The sequence below is a fragment of the Chitinophaga sancti genome (assembly GCF_034087045.1).
Lineage (GTDB): Bacteria > Bacteroidota > Bacteroidia > Chitinophagales > Chitinophagaceae > Chitinophaga > Chitinophaga sancti_B.
In genome coordinates, this window is sequence record NZ_CP139247.1 from 3,845,820 (window position 1) to 3,864,679 (window position 18,860).

An 18,860-nucleotide genomic window follows, 5' to 3' on the forward strand; every position below is an offset into this window, starting at 1 on the left:
TTTTGGTTTAAAAAAAGAACCTGAGTAGGTGTTGGCAATAAGTTCCTCTCCGCGATTCAGAGTGGGAATCGCGGTAGCTAATAAGCATCACAATAAGGCGCGTTGCCGCGTCACTTTCAATAGTTGTTTTGCAATCTTTTAAATACAAATTTGCTTATACCCGGTCAGCATGGGTATAGCCAAGACATCATTCACATGTGATTGAATAACAAAATAACAGGATCATCATTTCGCCGGTTTGGTTGACATTTACGTTTTAATCAAATGATAAGTTCAATAGTTCAGGTACTATAGTTGGATAAAAAAATTAGTGCGTCTTTTGCTTATATAAAAATAATAAAAGCAAAGCTTCCTTGTTTATATTTATCAAATTTTAAGAAGATTCAGCTAAAATACGGGCAATCTGTTTTACAAACTATGGGCATCATGTAGTATCATTTTCTTTATCTCTTCAGGTGATGAAAACCAGTGCCACAGGGGAATTGGTGGATGGGTGGTTATCCTGGTTTTTTATAGATAGTGCGGTGTTTTTTACCTTGTGAAATTTTTTATATTGGGTGAAGCACTATGGTGTGAATTTTATTTGTGGTATATTTGTCTTACTGACAATTATAATCCATGAGACATTTATTTACCTGTATCCTCCTCACGCTGACAACATCATTGCATGCACAGATCCACCCTGCTGCTCCATGGCCGGATAACAATGGCAATCATATTCAGGCACATGGTGGTGGTATTATCAGGATCAAAGATACTTACTATTGGTATGGCGAAGAAAGGCGGCAGGGACTGGATACCGGGCATCGTTATGTGAGTTGTTATGCAAGTAAAGACCTGATGCACTGGACTTCCAAAGGGGATGTGTTAAAATTGTCTGATCCTGAGCACCTCGGACATCATTGGGTATTGGAAAGACCGAAAGTATATTACAATAAGAAATCTAAAAAGTACGTCATGTACTTTCACCTCGATGATCGTAGTTATAAATTCGCCCGTGTGGGAATTGCGGTGAGCAATAAACCCGATGGCAATTATACTTACGTAAAGAGCTTTCGCCCGCTGGGTTTCGAAAGTCGTGATATCGGGCAGTTCATCGATGATGATGGTACGGCGTATATAGTGTTTGAAGACAGGCCGAATGGCTTTCACATTGCGAAGTTGTCGGATGATTACATGGATGTGGAGAAGGATATGAGCCTGGTGAAAGCACCAATGGAAGGTGGGGCGATTGTACATTATAAAGGACTGTATTATTCCATTGGTTCACGGCTCACAGGCTGGGACCCTAATCCCAATAAATACGCTACTGCACCGACCCTGGAAGGTCCGTGGACGGAGTTTAAAGACATCGCACCACCAGAAAAGAAAACGTACGGCTCACAATCTACGATGTTATTGAAAGTAGATACCACGGTGATATTTATGGGAGATATCTGGAAGCCTAAAGAACAATGGAATTCCGCTTACCTTTGGATGCCATTGCAGATAGGTGATGGAAAGCTATTCCTGCCGGAGCCTCAGCCCTGGACGATAGATGTGAAGACGGGGGCGTGGAAAAGGATAGATGGATCTACGGTGTCGAAATGAGATGGCTAATAAAATAGTCTTCTCTTATTGTAGTGGTGATCACCATCGTCCGCATTCACCCGCATTATTCAAGCAACAGCTCCCTGACCGTACCATTTCCCGGCAGATCCACTGCTACTACTACCACCTTACCACCAGGCGGTAACCCCGTCGTTTTATAATACCAATCCACGCCATTCCGGCCCAATACCGCCTTGCCTCCTTCTGATATGCTGCCTGCAGCATCGAGTACCCGTACCTCCACTTCCGCCACCCTGAATTCATCCTTCGCCGTCACCACCACATCCATCTCTTCCAGGCGGATATTCTGAATCTCCGGAGACCGGAAAGCATCCTTCACAGCCATATTATAAGCATTCTGGCCAGGTCCTGCAAGCGATTGATAATAAGCCTTTAGCGCCGGATCCTGCAGGATTACCTTGGCATAAGCCGCCGCAATTGTCATCTTATACCTTGCTTCCAGCTGTTTTTTCGTTGGCTTTTTCTTTGACGGGCCTCGTTTCTTCGCCATGATTATCTGCCCGTTCCTTTCGTAAATCGTGATTTGATCGCCGAGCGTGCCTCGCACGAGTTGGAGGAGTATGTTGTCTTTTACAAGTGCCATAACAAACAATTTTGGGATTATAAGAACAATATTAATACATAGGCTGGATCTATAGTGAGACTATAATACCAAATGAGTACTAATACATCACTAAATGTTCACCTCAATATCGAATCGATATATAGATGTACTTGTAATGACCTTATGATGTCGTTTTGGTATTATAGTCACGACGTATTTTGTACCTTTGCACCCTATGGTTAAGATCGATCAAATAGTGCTGCCCGATTTCCCTTTGCTTCTTGCGCCTATGGAAGACGTGAGCGACCCGCCATTTCGCGTGGTGTGTAAAGAGAATGGTGCCGACCTGATGTACACGGAATTCATTTCCAGCGAAGGGCTGGTAAAGGATACCGAGAAATGCCGTCGTCGGCTGGCCATATTTGGAGAGGAAAGACCGGTTGGCGTACAGATCTTTGGGGGGGATGAGGACAAGCTCGCTATGGCGGCTAAAATCGTCGATATGACCCAGCCAGACCTGCTGGATATCAACTTTGGCTGTCCGATCAAGGGGATTGTGAACAGGGGAGCAGGATCAGGGGTATTAAAAAATATCGACCTTATGGTGCGCCTCACGGAAGCTTGTGTAAAAGCCACCCATCTGCCGGTAACGGTAAAGACCCGCCTTGGATGGGATGAAGATTCAAAAAATATTGAGGAAGTGGCGGAACGCCTGCAGGATGTAGGGGTGAAAGCCCTCGCCATTCATGGCAGGACTCGGTGTCAGTTGTATAAAGGGGAGGCCAACTGGGAACTGATTGGCAAGGTGAAAAATAACCCACGGATCAGGATCCCGATCTTTGGAAACGGGGATATTGATAGTCCGCAGAAAGCATTGGAATATAAAAATCGCTATGGAATTGATGGGATAATGATTGGCCGTGCGGCCATCGGGTATCCATGGATTTTCAGAGAGGTAAAGCACTATATTAACACGGGCGAATTACTACCCGGTCCGGATCTCGCAGAAAGAATCGCCGCCTGTAAGCTTCAGTTACGTAAATCCATCGAATGGAGAGGGCCGCAAATGGGGGTATTTGCCATGCGGAAACACATGGCTACTTATTTGAAAGGGTTGCCGGATTTTCAGGAGTTGCGCAAGCGGTTGGTATCATCCATTATTCACGAAGAAATAGAGCTGGTATTGGATGAAATACTGGTTGCTTATAAGGGATTTGAATTTGAAAACAAACCTATTCAGCTGGTAAATTATCATGAGAATTGCGCACTTTGATGATGGCTGGACCATTTCAAGGAGTTAGTCGGATCTGATTTTATCCAAACCTATTCAGCTGGTAGACTATCACGAGAATTGCGCACTCTAATGATTGCCAGATCATCCGTAGGTCTCAATCCTGCCTCATGTTCGAGGTATTTCAATTTCTTCTCCAACAACCTGGTATCAGATAATAAATAAGAAACGGGATCCAGATCCGTCTCTCCGCCTTCTAATGCCATAAAAGAACTGATACCATCTGTGGAGATGCTGATATCCTGCCAGTTAGTAATTGATAAAAACGCCTGCTTACCATACCAGCCATCAAAATCTTCCTGCAAATGATAACCTAAATAATCCGGCTTATTATCCTGCTCAAATTCAGTTACCTGACCATCTATACTCACCACTCCATCGCCAACCACCAAACCTACTCCATCATCCGGGTCCACCAGGACAATAATAAGTGTTGTCAACATTTCCTCTTTCGACAATTGCAATTGATTCTTCAATAATTTCAGCTCATTAAATAATTGCTGTACAATACTTTTTAATTGTAAACGCAAAGACAATTGTGATGGCTGAAAAAACTCAAGATAATGTCGTTCTTTTACAATCTTACGTAGCAATTTCCCTACTAAAGTAGAAATGAAATAACTATCCGTACCCATCGTGCATCCATCCATGACTGCACATAGCAATCTGTCGGTACCGATATGATCATGGAATAAATAATCTTCGCAGTGTTGTAAATGATAAGCGCCTATTTGAAGAGTGGAGTCAATATGCATAGGTATATGGCACAAAGATACAAATTTTATTAACCCAATTCCAACAGGTTCCTCACCATAATGAATGAAAATGAATAAGGAACAGATTATTAGTAATCCTACATTTGTAATACTATGAATACAGAGAAATCTTCTTATATAAAAGCGGACGAATCTTTATCCCCTCAAAAGGAGATAGCTCTTGCCGATCCACAGAAGTGCCCGTTTTTTATTAAACAGTTTGAGAAGGCAAAGGAGTTCATGAAGAACAATCCTGTGCCGGTGGAGTTACTAAAGGTTAAATAGTGTTGCTAAGGTCGCAGGCGAAAGTATTTACGCTTGCCAGTATTAAGGTGGATAATATATTATAATTAAAGCCCCGCTGTTCGGCGAGGCTTTAATTATTTTGATTCCATATAATTATGGCGGAAGATTTCTTATAAGCACAGGATAGTACCAGTCTTGACTAATGTAATATCCTGATTACATTCACCGAATTCGGCTTTAATACCACTCGCAAAGAATCTCCCACCACCGTCTCCGGTACATATTCCAACGGCGCTTCCATACTATTCTCCGCATTCGCAGGAGCCGATAAGGAACTAATTAATAAAACATGCTTCCCCGCTGTTTCCAGTTTAATATCCGCCATTACTGATGAAGCATACCCATTTACCGCTTTTACAATAACATCCCCATTCTTCGCCTTCCCCGCTATACTATAGAATTTCTGCGGCGGGATATATTGCATAATCAATGTATCATTTAAAAAGCACTTCACCGTATCCTTGCCCACGTCCAATTTTACATCATACCAACGCCCGGTTTCCAAAGGAGTCATTTTCTTTTGATCTGAAATACCAGCCACATCATACCCATTCGTAACACTTTCAAATACACAATGACTATTCCACCAGGAACCAATATGTGCCCGTAAATAAGTATTACTATCCAATACTGCAAACGGGATCATGAACGCATTGACCCCACCTGTTTTGCGTGCCTTCAGTGTTAATGTGTAACTATCGAAAGCGTGGTTTTTTAATACTGCCAGTTGCTGAGCACCTTCCGCAGTTTGCGCAATAGAAGAATCAGTAACTTTCCAGGTGCCTCTTGGGAATGACCATTCTGAAAGCTCAAATGCCTGACCATTTACTTTGATATCTTTGAATTCAGCTTCTGTATCCCAGGTGCCTGCACCAATACCTCCTGAATAAAGTGGGGCGTCATTATCAGCAGCAACAGTAACTGAGGTAGGTAAATTGAAATCCGCTTTATTATCTGCGAGTAATTTAATAGCATAATAAGAAATACGCGCATAACTATTCGCTGCATCAAAATGGATCAGGTTTACCGGCCAGTCTACATCGTTTTCATTTACTAATAACGGAGCGTAGGATGACATTTTTACCAGGTCTGCATTCTTCTCCATGCTGAGTACATAAATCGCATCACTTATCGCTGCCTGCATATTACCTGTGCCTACGCCTGCATTAGTAGCGTATTCGCCTACGTACATATCCCAGTCACCACGTTTGTATTTATCAAAGTGATCGAAATTCCGCATACTCCAATAAGCATCTTTGTAAGCATGTTCATCTACCCGTTGTACATGTTGCATACTGTCTAAGGTATGCCTGTTTACATCACCAATGCCCATGCTGGCTAAAATGGTAATGTTTGGATACTTTGCATGTATGGCATCATAAAAACGATTATATCGCTTTGCATAAACAGGGCCATGTTGTTCATTGCCCACTTCTACATATTTCAATGGAAAAGGAGCGGGGTGCCCGTTGGAAGCCCTTAATGCTCCCCATTTGGAAGTAACCGGGCCGGTGGCATATTCTATTGCATCCAGTGCATCCTGGATGTAGGGTTGTAATAATGAATCTGGTACTGATGTGCCGCTACGGTATTCGCAGGATGTACCTGCGTTGAACACAAACAATGCATCTGCATGGATATCTTCACAGAATTGCAGGTATTCATGGTAACCAAATCCATCACTGCTCCAATATCCCCAGGGACTAAATGTACCAGGGCGATTTTCTAATTTACCGATGGTGTTTTTCCAGTTAGGCGCACTTTCGATGGTGATGCCTTCTACGAAGCAGCCCCCCGGCCATCTTACAAAGGATGGATGCAGACTGTCGATGAGGGTAGCAATATCATTGCGTAAACCATTAGGTCTGTTGTGAAAGGTGTTGATAGGGAATAGCGACACGAAATCTACATATGCGGTGCCTTTCGAGCCAAAGTTTAAAACAAATTTTGCTTTGTCAACAGTGCTGTCAGGCACAAGTACACATTCGTATTTTTGCCAGTCATCATTAGCAGCAATATCAAATTGATGTGAAGCGATAATATGATCGTGGGATGATATACCCGCTGTGACAGTACCTTTATACCCTCTTAAATAGAATGATAGTTGATAGCTTTCACCAGCTTTTACAGCGATACCCCAAAAGCCTTCATTGATTAAGGTGGCAGGGCCTTGTAGTTTTAATGAGTGTGGTGTAGCAGCTGATAAAGGGTGATCTACAGTCAGGGAAACATTGGGTGAAATTAATTTTGAATCAGTCCCGGATACTAACTTGTCGTCATGACTATCCCTTTTCACAGACCACGCCGGCCAGTCATTCTTATACGGCCATTCCATTTTCCATGCTGTAGGCGGCGCTTCCAACATGCCATTTACCAGTTTAGTCCCCGCTGGTATCCGACTCTCTTCAAATCCCCTGTTCTGAATCATTTCTGCATATAATCCCCCTTCTCCTGCATGACTGATTTCCTCAAAAAAGATGCCATGTAAGGTAGACGGGATCGTATCTTTAGAGCGTACACTTTTAATCTCAATTGTACTTTGTATAACAGGAATGGCTTTTAGCAATTTTACCCCATGCGGTGGTATTCTAGTATGAAAGCTATCTGTGCAAAATCTTTCATCACGCTGTCTCCATACATTATGTAATAATACTTTTGATGGCAGTCCTACATCTTTAAATGATAAGGTGATATCACGATATACGGTATCCAAATTAAATATTCCAATTGCTTTGCTACCATCAGATAATTCCTTCACCCATATATTAACTTTCACCCGTATCGCCTGCTTCCCTAATGTATCCTGATCTATGGCAATCACTTCATCATTCGTCAATAAATTCAACGTAAAGCTATCCAGTTTGCGAATATCACAACCAATCAACAACGGTGCGGATAACAAACTCCACAAACTTACATGGGTATATTGCTCATCAGGTGTTAGTCTGGATGGATGTAGGCTTTCTCCCCAACCTACCTGACCTACGATCATCATATCCGGATCATTCCATTTACCTGGTCCTGCATACGATGCCAGTGGTCCCTGGCTAAACCCGATATTATATAAGCTCTCCCATGTATCATCGATATCTTCTGTCGTACGCCAGCTTTGTGCACCTACTGAAGGTCCCCATTCCCATACACGTTTCATTCCGTATTGGCAGAGATTGTACACAATATCCCTGTTTTGCGACGCCAATGCCTGTTGCATGATTTTGAACGGATAGATATAAGCTGCCTGCGACGTATCTGTTTGTACATAACTACACCAGTCATATTTTAAATAATCGACTCCCCATGCATCATAGGCATTTGCATCGGCTAATTCATGTTGATATGAACCCAGATAACCACCACAGGTCAGTGGGCCGGGGGAGGAGTAGATACCGAATTTCAAGCCTTGATTGTGTAGCCAGTCACCGAGTCCTTTCATATCTCCAAACTTTTCATTGGGTGATAGACTCCCATCTGTATTACGTGTTGCTGCCTGCCAGCCATCGTCAATGTTGATATAAGACCAGCCATGATCTGCGAGGCCTTTGTCAATCAATGCCTGTGCAGCGCTTTTTACTTTGTCTTCGCTTACGCTCAGGCCCCAGCAGTTCCAGCTATTCCAGCCCATGGGAGGTGTGAGTTGTAAAAGAGAATCGACTTTTACCAGGATGGTTTTTGAAGTAGTGCCATGGGAATTGGATACCTGTATTTGAATAGGGTAGTGGCCAACACCAGCAATGGATCCTTTTATGATGGCGCCTTCCTGCGAAAGACCGGAGGGTAATCCTGTTACTTTATAAGTTAAAGGTGTGGCGCCTGTAGCTGCGATACGGAATAATATAGGATGACCCGGACGTGCACCTAATACTAACGCATTATTAATTCTCGGGAATGCACCTGGCGGCGGTGTTTGCATGTAAGGGACTTTTATCTGTCCTTGCGTGGTTAGATTTGTGCCCGATTCTTTGAATGTGTATTTAAATACAATGCCATCTTTCTGAGGTGCATCAACTGGGAAGGTTTTTTCTTCGAGGGGAGCAAGACTTGTTGGAATAGCAGCATGTTTGATCTCCCGGCCCTCATCTAAAACTGAATAACTAAATGTCCCTTCTATTCGCAGGCCATAGTTATTCTTTATCTTACCCAAACTTACATTGATCCCATCCACCTTCTCCAACATATCTACAAACGGCTGTCCCATAAATATTCCTCCTGTGCCACCGCCATCATACACCCGCACCGCTATCACATTCTCCTTATCCCATTTGATAGCCGGATGATCAGCCGCTAAGTGATACGACCGCACATTCGGCCATTTACTTACATACCCACCTTTATCCTCCGGCGTAGTGCCTGTTTTACCAATTAATACACCATTCAAATACGTAGCATCCACATCATTCACATGCGCAAGAAATATCCGTAAGCTGTCTTTCCAATGCCCGCTCTTGTGTAACCGAACATGAAACCGGTACCACGCATATCCATGGTAATCAGGATAGCCTTGTTCCTGCCAAACCTTACCTGGGACAATAGTCCCCCATGAACGATCATCAAACGACGAAGAAGCCCATACAGCAGTATCACCGGTTTTAAATTTTGCAGCAGACAATACCACTGCTCCGGGATGCTGTGCAAAAGCAACAGAAGAAATAAGTGGGAAAAGGATGATCAGAACAGGTGTCAGATATCGTTGGATATTGCAATTTAAGTAAGCCTGCCTGTTAAGAAGATGCTTCAAATATCTGGTCATATTGCAATATACCTCCTCATACCTTTTGTCAGTTTACACATTTTGCCGTATCTTGCGCAGATTTTAGTAAATTAAATTATAACCCCATGCCTTACATTATGGTAGACATCGAGAGCGATGGCCCTATACCCGGAGATTTTTCCATGATTTCATTTGGTGCCGTGCTCGTAAACGAAAAATTAGATCAGACCTTTTATGGTCAGCTAGCTCCTATCTCTGAAAAGTATATTCCTGAAGCACTCGCTGTATCTGGTTTTAGCAGGGAAGAAACAATGACTTTTAAAGAACCCAAAATTGTGATGGCGGAATTTAAAACCTGGATTGAAACGGTTTGTGGAAAGGATCGTCCTATCCTGATCAGTGATAATAATGGTTTTGATAGTATGTTCATCGCATGGTATTTTCATCATTTTATTGGGACTAATCCATTTGGTCATAGTTCGCAGAATTTAGGAAGCCTTTTCAAAGGAATGGAAAAGGATATGTTTAAGAACTTTAAACACCTGCGGGTAACAAAGCATACACATCATCCGGTAGAAGATGCAAAAGGAAATGCAGAAGCACTGCTGACAATGAAGAAGGAATTAGGACTGAAAATCAGGTGGTAATGGCCTTCACGCTAAATTCCCGCAACTGAACCCACCACTGGTAGTGTAAAATACCGACTTCTGTACATTCGTACCTTTTAATCTGGTGATATAATCAGCTTTCAGTGTTTGCCGCGTTACCGTATCAGCGGGTTGGCCATAGATTTTACCTGTCTTCTGGACAATAGCAGGCATAGACATAAACAATTATTCTTTAATGATGGCATCCAGGTTAAATGGTTGGGTTTGAACGTAAAAATACGGATTACCCTCGGTTAACAAAAAGTTAATATACTCCCATCTCATTATAGAATAGCTTTGCACCTACTCAAGTCGTATGGCAGTGGGACAAAACGATGAAATACAACTTTGGGAGCAGTTTTGCAAGGGGGATAAGCGGGCATTCGACAGTGTGTGGGCTTATTGGTTCCCTATACTATTCAAATACTGTAACAGGTTTACCGACGACAAGGGCCTGATCAAAGATGTATTACAGGATTTTTTTATTGAGCTATTTACCAGCCGTTCCCGGCGTAATAATGTACAGCATTTAAAGAGCTATCTTATGATTGCTGTACGTCGTAAACTGCTGCGTGTTATCAGCCAGCAGAAAGCCAGGTCCACCGAGGATTTGGGCAACGATGAAAGCTACGGCTTTTACCTAGATCTCTCCGCCGATCATCCCATCATTCAACAACAGGAATTGCATAATCGCAAGCAGGTGGTTCAGCACGTTATTAATGGGCTAAGCAACCGTCAGCGTGAAGCTATTTATTTGTATTTCTTCGAAAATATCGGTTACGAAAGTATTGCTGAAATCATGTCTATGAAAGAAGTGAAATACGCCAGAACCCTCATCTATAGAGCACTTGATGAAATGCGTGATACCATCACGAGAAATAAACAACTCACTGAATTATTGTAGCCGAGAAATCAATTTTCAAATTCCTCAGGTATTCAAACCACTTCTTCCCTCTTACTAAGCGCAAGCTTTCAGAGATTAGAATGAGTTGTGATCATGATAAATAAAGAACTCACTAATTTGCTGAAATCGAAAAAAAGTTCAAATTTCCTGAGAGTATTCAAATCACTTCCTGCCTCTTACTAAGCGCAAGCTTTCAGAGATTAGAATGAGTTGTGATCATGATAAATAAAGAACTCACTAATTTGCTGAAATCGAAAAAAAGTTCAAATTCCTGAAGGTATTCAAACCACTTCCTCCCTCTTACTAAGCGCAAGCCTTCAGAGATTGGAATGAGTTGTGATCATGATAAATAAAGAACTCACTGAACTGCTGGAATCGAAAAAAAAGTTCAAATTTCCTGAGGGTATTCAAACCACTTCCTCCCTCTTATAAATAGCGATCATTCATGTATTAAAAGCATGATACCATCACAAGAAAATGATCATAATTTCTTAACGTATCCAAATCACTTTCTATCACTTATTAATACTAATCAGTCAGGAAAAAGATACAAGATACCATCACAAGAAATCAAACAACTATCATCAAAAAAAAACTTAAAATTTCCTGAGGGTATTCGATTCACTTCCTCCCTCTTACTAATAACAATGGATCAGGAACAATATACAGTAGCGGATCTGATGACCAATCCCTCTTTCAGAGCATGGGCCGATCAGTCAGATGAAAAAGCCCGCACACATTGGGAACAATGGCTTGCAGCGCACCCGGATCGTCATGATGATGTGAACACCGCTTTCACCTTACTTTCTCTTTTGAAAGTTAATGAAAACGGACCTTCTCCCGATGATATGCTTGACATGCAGGATAGATTCGATACCGCACTTGGCCGCAGACGCCGTATTATGCTATACCGCTGGACTGCCGCCGCTGCATCCCTGTTATTACTTATCACTACAGGAATATTATTCAATAACCGTAGCACCACCATTCACACCGGTATCGCTATGACGAAAGAAGTAAACCTGCCGGATGGTTCTAAAGTATTACTAAATGCCAACTCTACTTTAAAATACAAAGGGCATGAGGTATGGATCGAAGGGGAAGCTTACTTCAGCGGTGAACACCACGGCCTGAAAGTACATACCGGTGGCATGGATGTAGCCGTTCTCGGTACCGCATTCAACATCTATAATCGAAAACAACATATTGAAGTATTACTGGAATCAGGAAAGGTAAATGTAACCGGTGCAGGATGGGCGAAAAACGCCGGCACCCTGAATCTGACTCCCGGTGAAATGATCCACCTCGATGCCACCAACAAAATCATGACCCGTATCAATCCAGAGACCTTCACCTCCTGGAAGAACGGCCGTCTGATCTTTAAAAATACACCACTATATAAAGTCGCCGCCATACTGGAAGAAAATTACGGTTTTCATGTTCAGTGGAAAAGCACCAGGTTACAAATGGAACGCTTCTCCGGCTCGTGTCCTTTAGACAATACAGACATTCTCCTGGCAGCTATTCGGTCAGTGTACAATGACCAGTTAATAGTCCAGGCTAATCATACTATTATATTCGAATAAGCTATTATTACTTCGTAAACTAGAAAGCGCATTAATTTTTTATGAAACGCAAATTGAACAGGTACGTTGTCCTGACTGTCCTCCTATTGCTGGAAGTCTGGCAGGTAAGGGCCCACACTGCTCCGATCGCCTATAACTATGTAAGTGAAAAGGTCTCGCTGATTACAGCACTCCAGAAAATGGAAGACATTTTTCATGTGAATTTTAACTACAACAGCGCGACTGTCGCTAACAAATTTGTATACCTTGAACAGTTCCCGCAACAGGGCGCTTTCAATGCCAGCAAGGTAGCACAAGCCCTCCAACCACTGGGCCTTACTATCGTTGAACTGGGTCATAAAGACTACGCGATCCAGCGTATTACTACCGCTAATGCGATCACCATTTCCAACGATGATCACAAAGCCACCAACGATGATCACAAAATCATCAACGGTACCATCACCAACGATAAAGGCGAACCTGTACCCGGTGCTATCATCACCGATCAAACCACCAACAAATCTGTGATGGCTGATGATCAGGGCCGCTATACCATCGAAGTAAATGGTCCTACCACTTTATTAGTGCACGCTGTTGGCTTTACCAGCAAGATTGTTAAAGCGGGTACTGCTGCTATGCTGAACATTCAGCTCATGCCCAATGTAAAGGATCTCTCTGCCGTAGTGGTGACTGCTTTAGGTATCAAACGTGAAGAAAAAGCACTGGGTTATTCTATCGCTACCCTCGACGGTTCTAAAGTAAGCACTGTAAAAGATGTGAACATTGTAAACAGCCTCTCCGGCAAAGTGGCAGGTGTGGACATCCGCTCTGCCAGCTCTGACCCCGGTGGTTCTGTGCTGATCACCATCCGTGGTGCCAGCTCTATCGCTAATAATAACCAGCCTTTGTTCGTGGTGGATGGAGTACCTGTCGCTTCGGCTAACAGAAGCCCAACCGTTCCTGTAGGCCAGGTGACTGTTGACTACGGTAGCCCTATCTCCGATGTAAGTCCGGACGATATCGCCACCGTTACCGTGCTTAAAGGCGCCAGCGCTGCAGCTTTGTACGGTAGCCGTGCTGCAAACGGTGTGATCCTCATCACTACCAAAAGCGGGAATGGTAAAAACAAAAAAGGACTGAACGTAAGCGCAAACTTCAGCGCTATCTATGATAAAGCCTGGCAGTTCCCTGACTTCCAGAGTGAATATGGTGCAGGTGATGCCACAGGGTCTGTAGATCCTGCCAATACCCTGTCTACCGCTTCATGGGGTCCTAAACTGAACACCGGTGCCAAATATATTCAATGGAATAGCCCTACCGATGCCAACGGCGACAAGGTAGCGACCGACTGGATCGCTTATCCAAACAGGGTAAAAGATTTCTATGAAACCGGTTCTACCTATACCAGCAACGTAGCCATCACGGGTAGCAACTTCCGCCTCTCTTATACAAATTTGCAAAATAAAGGTATCACACCAAATACCGGGCTGCAGCGCAACAACATCAACCTCGCCGCAGGGTATGATCTGAGTCCTAAAATAAAGGTGACTACCAATATTGCTTATACGAATAATACCAGTAATAACCGTCCTACTTTCAACAGGGGTAGCTCCAGTTATATCCTGTATACCATGCCGGCAAACATCAACTCCGAACTGCTGAAAAATTACTGGCAGAGTGGTGAAGAAGGCCTGCAGCAGTGGTCACAGGATCAGGGTAGTACAGATAACCCTTACTTCGTAGCTTATCAGCTGACCAATGCCTACAATCGTCATCACGTAACAGGCAATGTGCAGTTGACCATGGAACTGGCTAAGGGCTTAACATTAATGGGTCGTACAGGTCTCGACTGGTATACTGAAACCGACGAAAGCAAGCGGGCAGTAAGTGCTGTGCAGAATCCTTATGGTGCCTATTATATCGGTAACCTCTTTGGTAGTGAGCAGAACACAGACTTCCTCCTGAACTATAAGAAAAGTCTTCAACACGATTTTGCATTTTTCGTAAGCGTAGGTGCTAACCGCATGGACCAGCATTCTAACACGCAGTCACAGGCGGCCAGTCAGCTGGTAATGCCAGGAGTATACAACATCTCCAATGCTGCTGCAGGTACTGTTACCAACTCTTCTTACAAGGCTACCAAACGCATCAACAGTTTGTATGCTATGGGTGAACTGTCTTACAAGAGTTTTGCATTCCTGGATCTGAGTGCCAGAAATGACTGGTCCAGCGCGCTGCCTGCTAATCACAACTCCTACTTTTATCCCTCTGCCTCATTGAGCTTAGTGTTGTCTGATATGTTGAAGATCGAACACGGCGCACTGTCTTATGCCAAAGTGAGACTGAACTGGTCTAAGGTGGGTAAGGATACTGATCCTTACAGCCTGTACAACAGCTTTACCTTCAGCTCTCCTGACTGGGGCGATGTGAAGATGGCGACCTTCAGCACTACACTGAAAAACAACAACCTGAAGCCTGAAATCGCTACCTCTTATGAGATTGGTACGGATCTGAAATTCTTCAACAACAGGTTAGCGGTAGAAGCTACGTGGTATACCACCGATAGCCGTAACCAGATCATCCAGATCCCGACTACCATGGCCAGCGGTTATAGCGCACGCATCATCAACGCCGGTGAAATCCGTAACCGTGGCTGGGAAGTAGCAGTACATGGTACGCCGATCTCCGGTAAATTTATCTGGGATATCGGTGCAAACTTTACCCGCAACAGGAACAAAGTGATCGCACTGGCGGATGGTATTACTTCTTACCTGCAGGGTTCTGCAGAAGGTATGCAGTACCAGGTACGTGAAGGTCAGTCACTCGGCAATATGTACGGCTACACCTGGACAACCGTTCCCGATGGTCCTTACAAAGGCAAGGAACTGCTGGACGAAACCGGTCATAGCCAGTATGCAACCGGCCTCGTGAAGATCGGTAACTACAATCCCGACTTCTCACTGGGTATCACGAACACCTTTACCTACGGTCACTTTACACTGAATACCCTGATCGATTACCGCCAGGGTGGCCAGTTCTTCTCTTATATGTTCATGAACCTGTTGTCTGACGGGCGTACTAAAAATACACTGAAAGGCCGTGATACAGAACATGGAGGTCTGAGCTGGAACGATGGTACGACCGACCGTACAGATGGTATGATCGAAGATGGTTATATCTCAGATGGCAATGGTAACTATGTTAAGAATACCAATGTTACAGATCCTGAAAGTTTCTACGGTGACTACTATTGGAAAATGCACGCCCGCAACACCTTCAGTGCAACATATGTAAAGCTGCGCGAAGTGAGCCTGACATACCTGTTCAGCAAGGAGCAGACTGGCAGACTGCCGGTCTCTAACCTGAGTGTATCACTGATAGCACGCAACCTGTTTAGCTGGACAGCCGCTGGTAGCGGATATGATCCTGAAACTGCGATGACGATCAAGAGCGGTAGCATCACCCCTGGTACATCCAGCTGGTCACTGCCTTACACACGTTCTTATGGTGTGAAACTGGGTCTTAATTTTTAATATTCATACGACAACTATATGAAAAAGATATATGCCATTGGAGTGCTGTTCCTGTTAAGTGCATGTACAAAGAACTTTGAGGAAATCAACACGGATCCAAATACGGCGACCACTGTGAATCCGCAATACCTGCTTTCGACAGTACTGGTAAAGACGGCATATCCCTACCAGGACGATGCATTCCTGGACAAGCCTGCAGAAGCAGGCCGGTACATCACTAAAGTACGTAACGAAGGTGATGACCTGTTTGGGTGGTCTGGCAATAACTGGGACGGGTATTACGGCGCACTGACTTACAATAAAACCTTTCATGACCTGGCAGCCGGCAATAGTATGTTGCAATATACTGCCGTGTCAGACATCCTCAGGGTTTTCAACTTCGCTTATATTACAGACCTATATGGCGACATACCTTATAGTGAGGCCTTACTATCTAAAGACAGTAGTATAGTACATCCCAAATACGATCAGCAGGAGGATATCTATCCTTCGCTGCTGGCCACACTTACCGCTGCAAATGATACGCTGGCGGCTACAACGCTGAGCATCGATGCAGACTACGATATCCTGTATGGCGGTGTGGCACTGAACTGGCGCAAATTTGCCAATGCACTGCACCTGCGTTTGCTGCTACGTATGTCGAATAAGTCAGCAAGTGCATATACTGAAATGCAGAATATAGTGGACAATCCTTCTAAATATCCTTTGTTCGACAGCAATAGCGACGATGCGGCACTGAGATATTTAGGTGTGAATGCTTCCGATGCATGGCCGGGTGGTAACCTGAACAACAAGACGACAGAGATCGATAAATATAAACCAAGTAAAGAGATCGTAGATACACTGCTGCGTCTGAACGATCCCAGGTTACCGATCTGGGTAGCACCTGTATCAAGTACAACAGGTTATACTGTAGATGCAAACCTGTATGTAGGTGTACCCAATGCGATTTCTTCTCCTTATGACTATAATGGTGGTGAGACGCATATCTCAAAGATGGCAGCCATCTTCTACTCCAACCAGAATGACCTGCTGAAGGCAAGTATGATGACCTATGCAGAGCAGTGTTTTATACTGGCGGAGGTAGTACAGGGTGGCAAAGTAACGGTGAGTGGTGAAACGGCTTCCTCTTTATATAACAAAGGTATCAGCGCATCGCTGGATGCATATGGTGTATCTGCTACTGATAAGGCGACTTACCTGGCACAGTCTTCTGTACAATACAATGGTACATTGGTACAGCTGATCACACAGAAGTGGATTGCGAATTTCCTGAAAGGACCAGAAGGTTGGTTCGATCATAGAAGAACGGGGTATCCTGTATTTGTAACAGGCCCGCTGGCTGCTATATCTGAGATCCCTTCCCGGTATAAGTATCCTACTACAGAGCAGTCTTATAACCTGGATCAGTATAATGCAGCGGTAGCAAGACAAGGTGCGGATGTACTGACAACGAAGATGTGGTATTTAAAATGATAAATAATTAGCTATGCAGTTTTTTTCAATGCTATTGATTGCATTGCTGCCTGTCGTAAAGCATAAACATGTAGTGATCGCCCATAGAGGCGATCACACTGTTTTACCGGAGAACACACTGGCGGCATATACCCGTGCAATAGAAGATGGAGTGGATTATGTAGAGGTAGATTTGAGGACGTTTAAGGATGGGAGATTATATATTAGTCATGGGGAACTGTCTGCACTGTCAGACAAAGTGCCTTCCTTTGAGCAGGTATTGAAGCTTTGTAAGAAAAAGGTAAACATCTACCTTGATTTTAAAGATGCAGATCCGGCTATCGTATATCCATTGATTAAGAAAGCAGGTATGCAAAAGCACATCGTTGTATTCTGCAACACATTTGAGCAATTGAAAGGATGGCACAAAGTGGCGCCTGATATGCCACTGATGACGAGTGTACCTGATGAAGTGAAGGATCTGAATGCGTTTTTTGACGAATACCCGGTGTCAGTGATCGATGGCAGCATTGGGCAATATACCCCTGAAATGCTGGCTGTTTGCAAAAAACGGCATGTAGCCATATGGCTGGATGTGCAGGCGAAGGATGAAGGTCCGCTTCGCTGGCAGAAGGCGTTGGATACCCCTGTACAGGGCTTGCAGACCGATCACCCGGGGGCATTGATCAATTATCTAAAACAAAATGGGAACAGGTAATGAATAAGCTATTATTTTTACTGCTGTTAATGGCGCCTGTAGATAATATTATAAAGGATTTCTATCACCATCATGAGTATGTATTGGTCGCCGCTCATCGCGCCGATCATGAGGAGTATCCTGAAAATTCTCTGCCGGCTATCCAGCGAGCGATAGATAAAGGTATTGACATTATTGAATTAGATGTTCGGGAAACAAAGGACGGGGTACTTGTGTTAATGCATGATAAGAGTATTGAGAAAAAGACGGATGGACATGGGAATGTAGCCGATCTTACTTTTTCTGAATTACAGGGGGTACATTTAAAAAGAGAAGGCGTCATTACATCAGCGCGAATTCCTTCATTTCAGAATGCGTTGGAAATGGCGAAAGGGAAGATCATGATCGATATCGATTTTAAAGCAGATACACGGAGTGCAATGGTATCGACCTGTAAACTGGTACGCGACATGGGGATGGAAAAACAGGTGTTGTTTTTTGTATATGATTATAAAGATGCGGATCTTGTAAGCGCAATAGATCCGAATATACCGGTGATGCCAAGGGTGCATAATGCTGAAGAGACAATGGCGGTAGTAAAACAGGGGCGTTATGCAATCCTGCACGGGGATGATGATTTTTATACGGATAGTTTGATGCAGGTGGTGCGGAAAGCGAATATGAGAGTGTGGATGAATGCACTGGGGGATTATGATGATTTAGGGGAGAAGGGGTTTGATTCCCTGTTGCAGAAAAAGCAGGTGAATGTGATTCAGACGGATAGGCCGGAGGAATTGCTGGGGTATTTGCGGAAGAAGGGATTGCATAGATAAAAATAACG

14 protein-coding genes are annotated in these 18,860 nt (G+C 43.7%); 10 read left to right on the plus strand and 4 right to left on the minus strand.

Annotated elements, in window-relative coordinates; genetic code table 11:
* Window positions 1–618 precede the first annotated feature (618 nt).
* Window positions 619–1,590 (plus strand): family 43 glycosylhydrolase, encoded by a 972-nt coding sequence (locus tag SIO70_RS15840; protein WP_320581825.1) that lies wholly within the window; start codon window positions 619–621, stop codon window positions 1,588–1,590.
* 64 nt (window positions 1,591–1,654) lie between these two features.
* Here the strand turns inward: SIO70_RS15840 and SIO70_RS15845 are convergent, their stop codons facing one another.
* Complete coding sequence (locus SIO70_RS15845) at window positions 1,655–2,194, minus strand: hypothetical protein (RefSeq protein ID WP_320581826.1); 540 nt, start codon at window positions 2,192–2,194, stop codon at window positions 1,655–1,657.
* Window positions 2,195–2,390: 196 nt separating this feature from the next.
* Here SIO70_RS15845 and dusB point away from each other — a divergent pair, with 196 nt between their 5' ends.
* Window positions 2,391–3,428, plus strand: a complete 1,038-nt coding sequence (dusB, locus tag SIO70_RS15850; protein ID WP_320581827.1) for a tRNA dihydrouridine synthase DusB — start codon at window positions 2,391–2,393, stop codon at window positions 3,426–3,428.
* 50 nt (window positions 3,429–3,478) lie between these two features.
* On the opposite strand, the gene SIO70_RS15855 is transcribed toward dusB, so the two are convergent.
* Window positions 3,479–4,201 (minus strand): protein phosphatase 2C domain-containing protein, encoded by a 723-nt coding sequence (locus SIO70_RS15855; RefSeq protein WP_320581828.1) that lies wholly within the window; start codon window positions 4,199–4,201, stop codon window positions 3,479–3,481.
* 114 nt (window positions 4,202–4,315) lie between these two features.
* Between SIO70_RS15855 and SIO70_RS15860 the strand changes: the two genes are divergently transcribed.
* Window positions 4,316–4,486, plus strand: coding sequence for a hypothetical protein (locus SIO70_RS15860; RefSeq protein ID WP_320581829.1), 171 nt, complete (start codon window positions 4,316–4,318; stop codon window positions 4,484–4,486).
* A 160-nt stretch (window positions 4,487–4,646) separates the two neighbouring features.
* Here SIO70_RS15860 and SIO70_RS15865 read toward each other — a convergent pair whose 3' ends face one another.
* Window positions 4,647–9,242, minus strand: a complete 4,596-nt coding sequence (locus SIO70_RS15865; protein ID WP_320581830.1) for an alpha-L-arabinofuranosidase C-terminal domain-containing protein — start codon at window positions 9,240–9,242, stop codon at window positions 4,647–4,649.
* Between the two features lie 98 nt (window positions 9,243–9,340).
* Here SIO70_RS15865 and SIO70_RS15870 point away from each other — a divergent pair, with 98 nt between their 5' ends.
* Window positions 9,341–9,862, plus strand: a complete 522-nt coding sequence (locus tag SIO70_RS15870; RefSeq protein WP_320581831.1) for an exonuclease — start codon at window positions 9,341–9,343, stop codon at window positions 9,860–9,862.
* Window positions 9,863–9,868: 6 nt separating this feature from the next.
* Here the strand turns inward: SIO70_RS15870 and SIO70_RS15875 are convergent, their stop codons facing one another.
* On the minus strand, window positions 9,869–10,036 hold the full coding sequence (locus SIO70_RS15875) for a hypothetical protein (protein WP_320581832.1): 168 nt from the start codon (window positions 10,034–10,036) through the stop codon (window positions 9,869–9,871).
* Between the two features lie 142 nt (window positions 10,037–10,178).
* Between SIO70_RS15875 and SIO70_RS15880 the strand changes: the two genes are divergently transcribed.
* The 6 genes from SIO70_RS15880 to SIO70_RS15905 all read left to right on the plus strand — a co-directional run bounded on the left by SIO70_RS15880 (window position 10,179) and on the right by SIO70_RS15905 (window position 18,852).
* On the plus strand, window positions 10,179–10,766 hold the full coding sequence (locus SIO70_RS15880; protein WP_320581833.1) for a sigma-70 family RNA polymerase sigma factor: 588 nt from the start codon (window positions 10,179–10,181) through the stop codon (window positions 10,764–10,766).
* Window positions 10,767–11,413: 647 nt separating this feature from the next.
* A complete protein-coding gene (locus SIO70_RS15885; RefSeq protein WP_320581834.1) occupies window positions 11,414–12,352 on the plus strand; it encodes a FecR family protein in 939 nt (312 codons plus the stop codon).
* 41 nt (window positions 12,353–12,393) lie between these two features.
* Window positions 12,394–15,867, plus strand: coding sequence for a SusC/RagA family TonB-linked outer membrane protein (locus tag SIO70_RS15890; protein ID WP_320581835.1), 3,474 nt, complete (start codon window positions 12,394–12,396; stop codon window positions 15,865–15,867).
* Window positions 15,868–15,885: 18 nt separating this feature from the next.
* A complete protein-coding gene (locus SIO70_RS15895) occupies window positions 15,886–17,343 on the plus strand; it encodes a SusD/RagB family nutrient-binding outer membrane lipoprotein (RefSeq protein ID WP_320581836.1) in 1,458 nt (485 codons plus the stop codon).
* Between the two features lie 13 nt (window positions 17,344–17,356).
* Window positions 17,357–18,040, plus strand: coding sequence for a glycerophosphodiester phosphodiesterase family protein (locus tag SIO70_RS15900; protein WP_320581837.1), 684 nt, complete (start codon window positions 17,357–17,359; stop codon window positions 18,038–18,040).
* On the plus strand, window positions 18,040–18,852 hold the full coding sequence (locus SIO70_RS15905; RefSeq protein ID WP_320581838.1) for a glycerophosphodiester phosphodiesterase family protein: 813 nt from the start codon (window positions 18,040–18,042) through the stop codon (window positions 18,850–18,852). Before SIO70_RS15900 ends, SIO70_RS15905 begins: the two co-directional genes overlap by 1 nt.
* Window positions 18,853–18,860 lie beyond the last annotated feature (8 nt).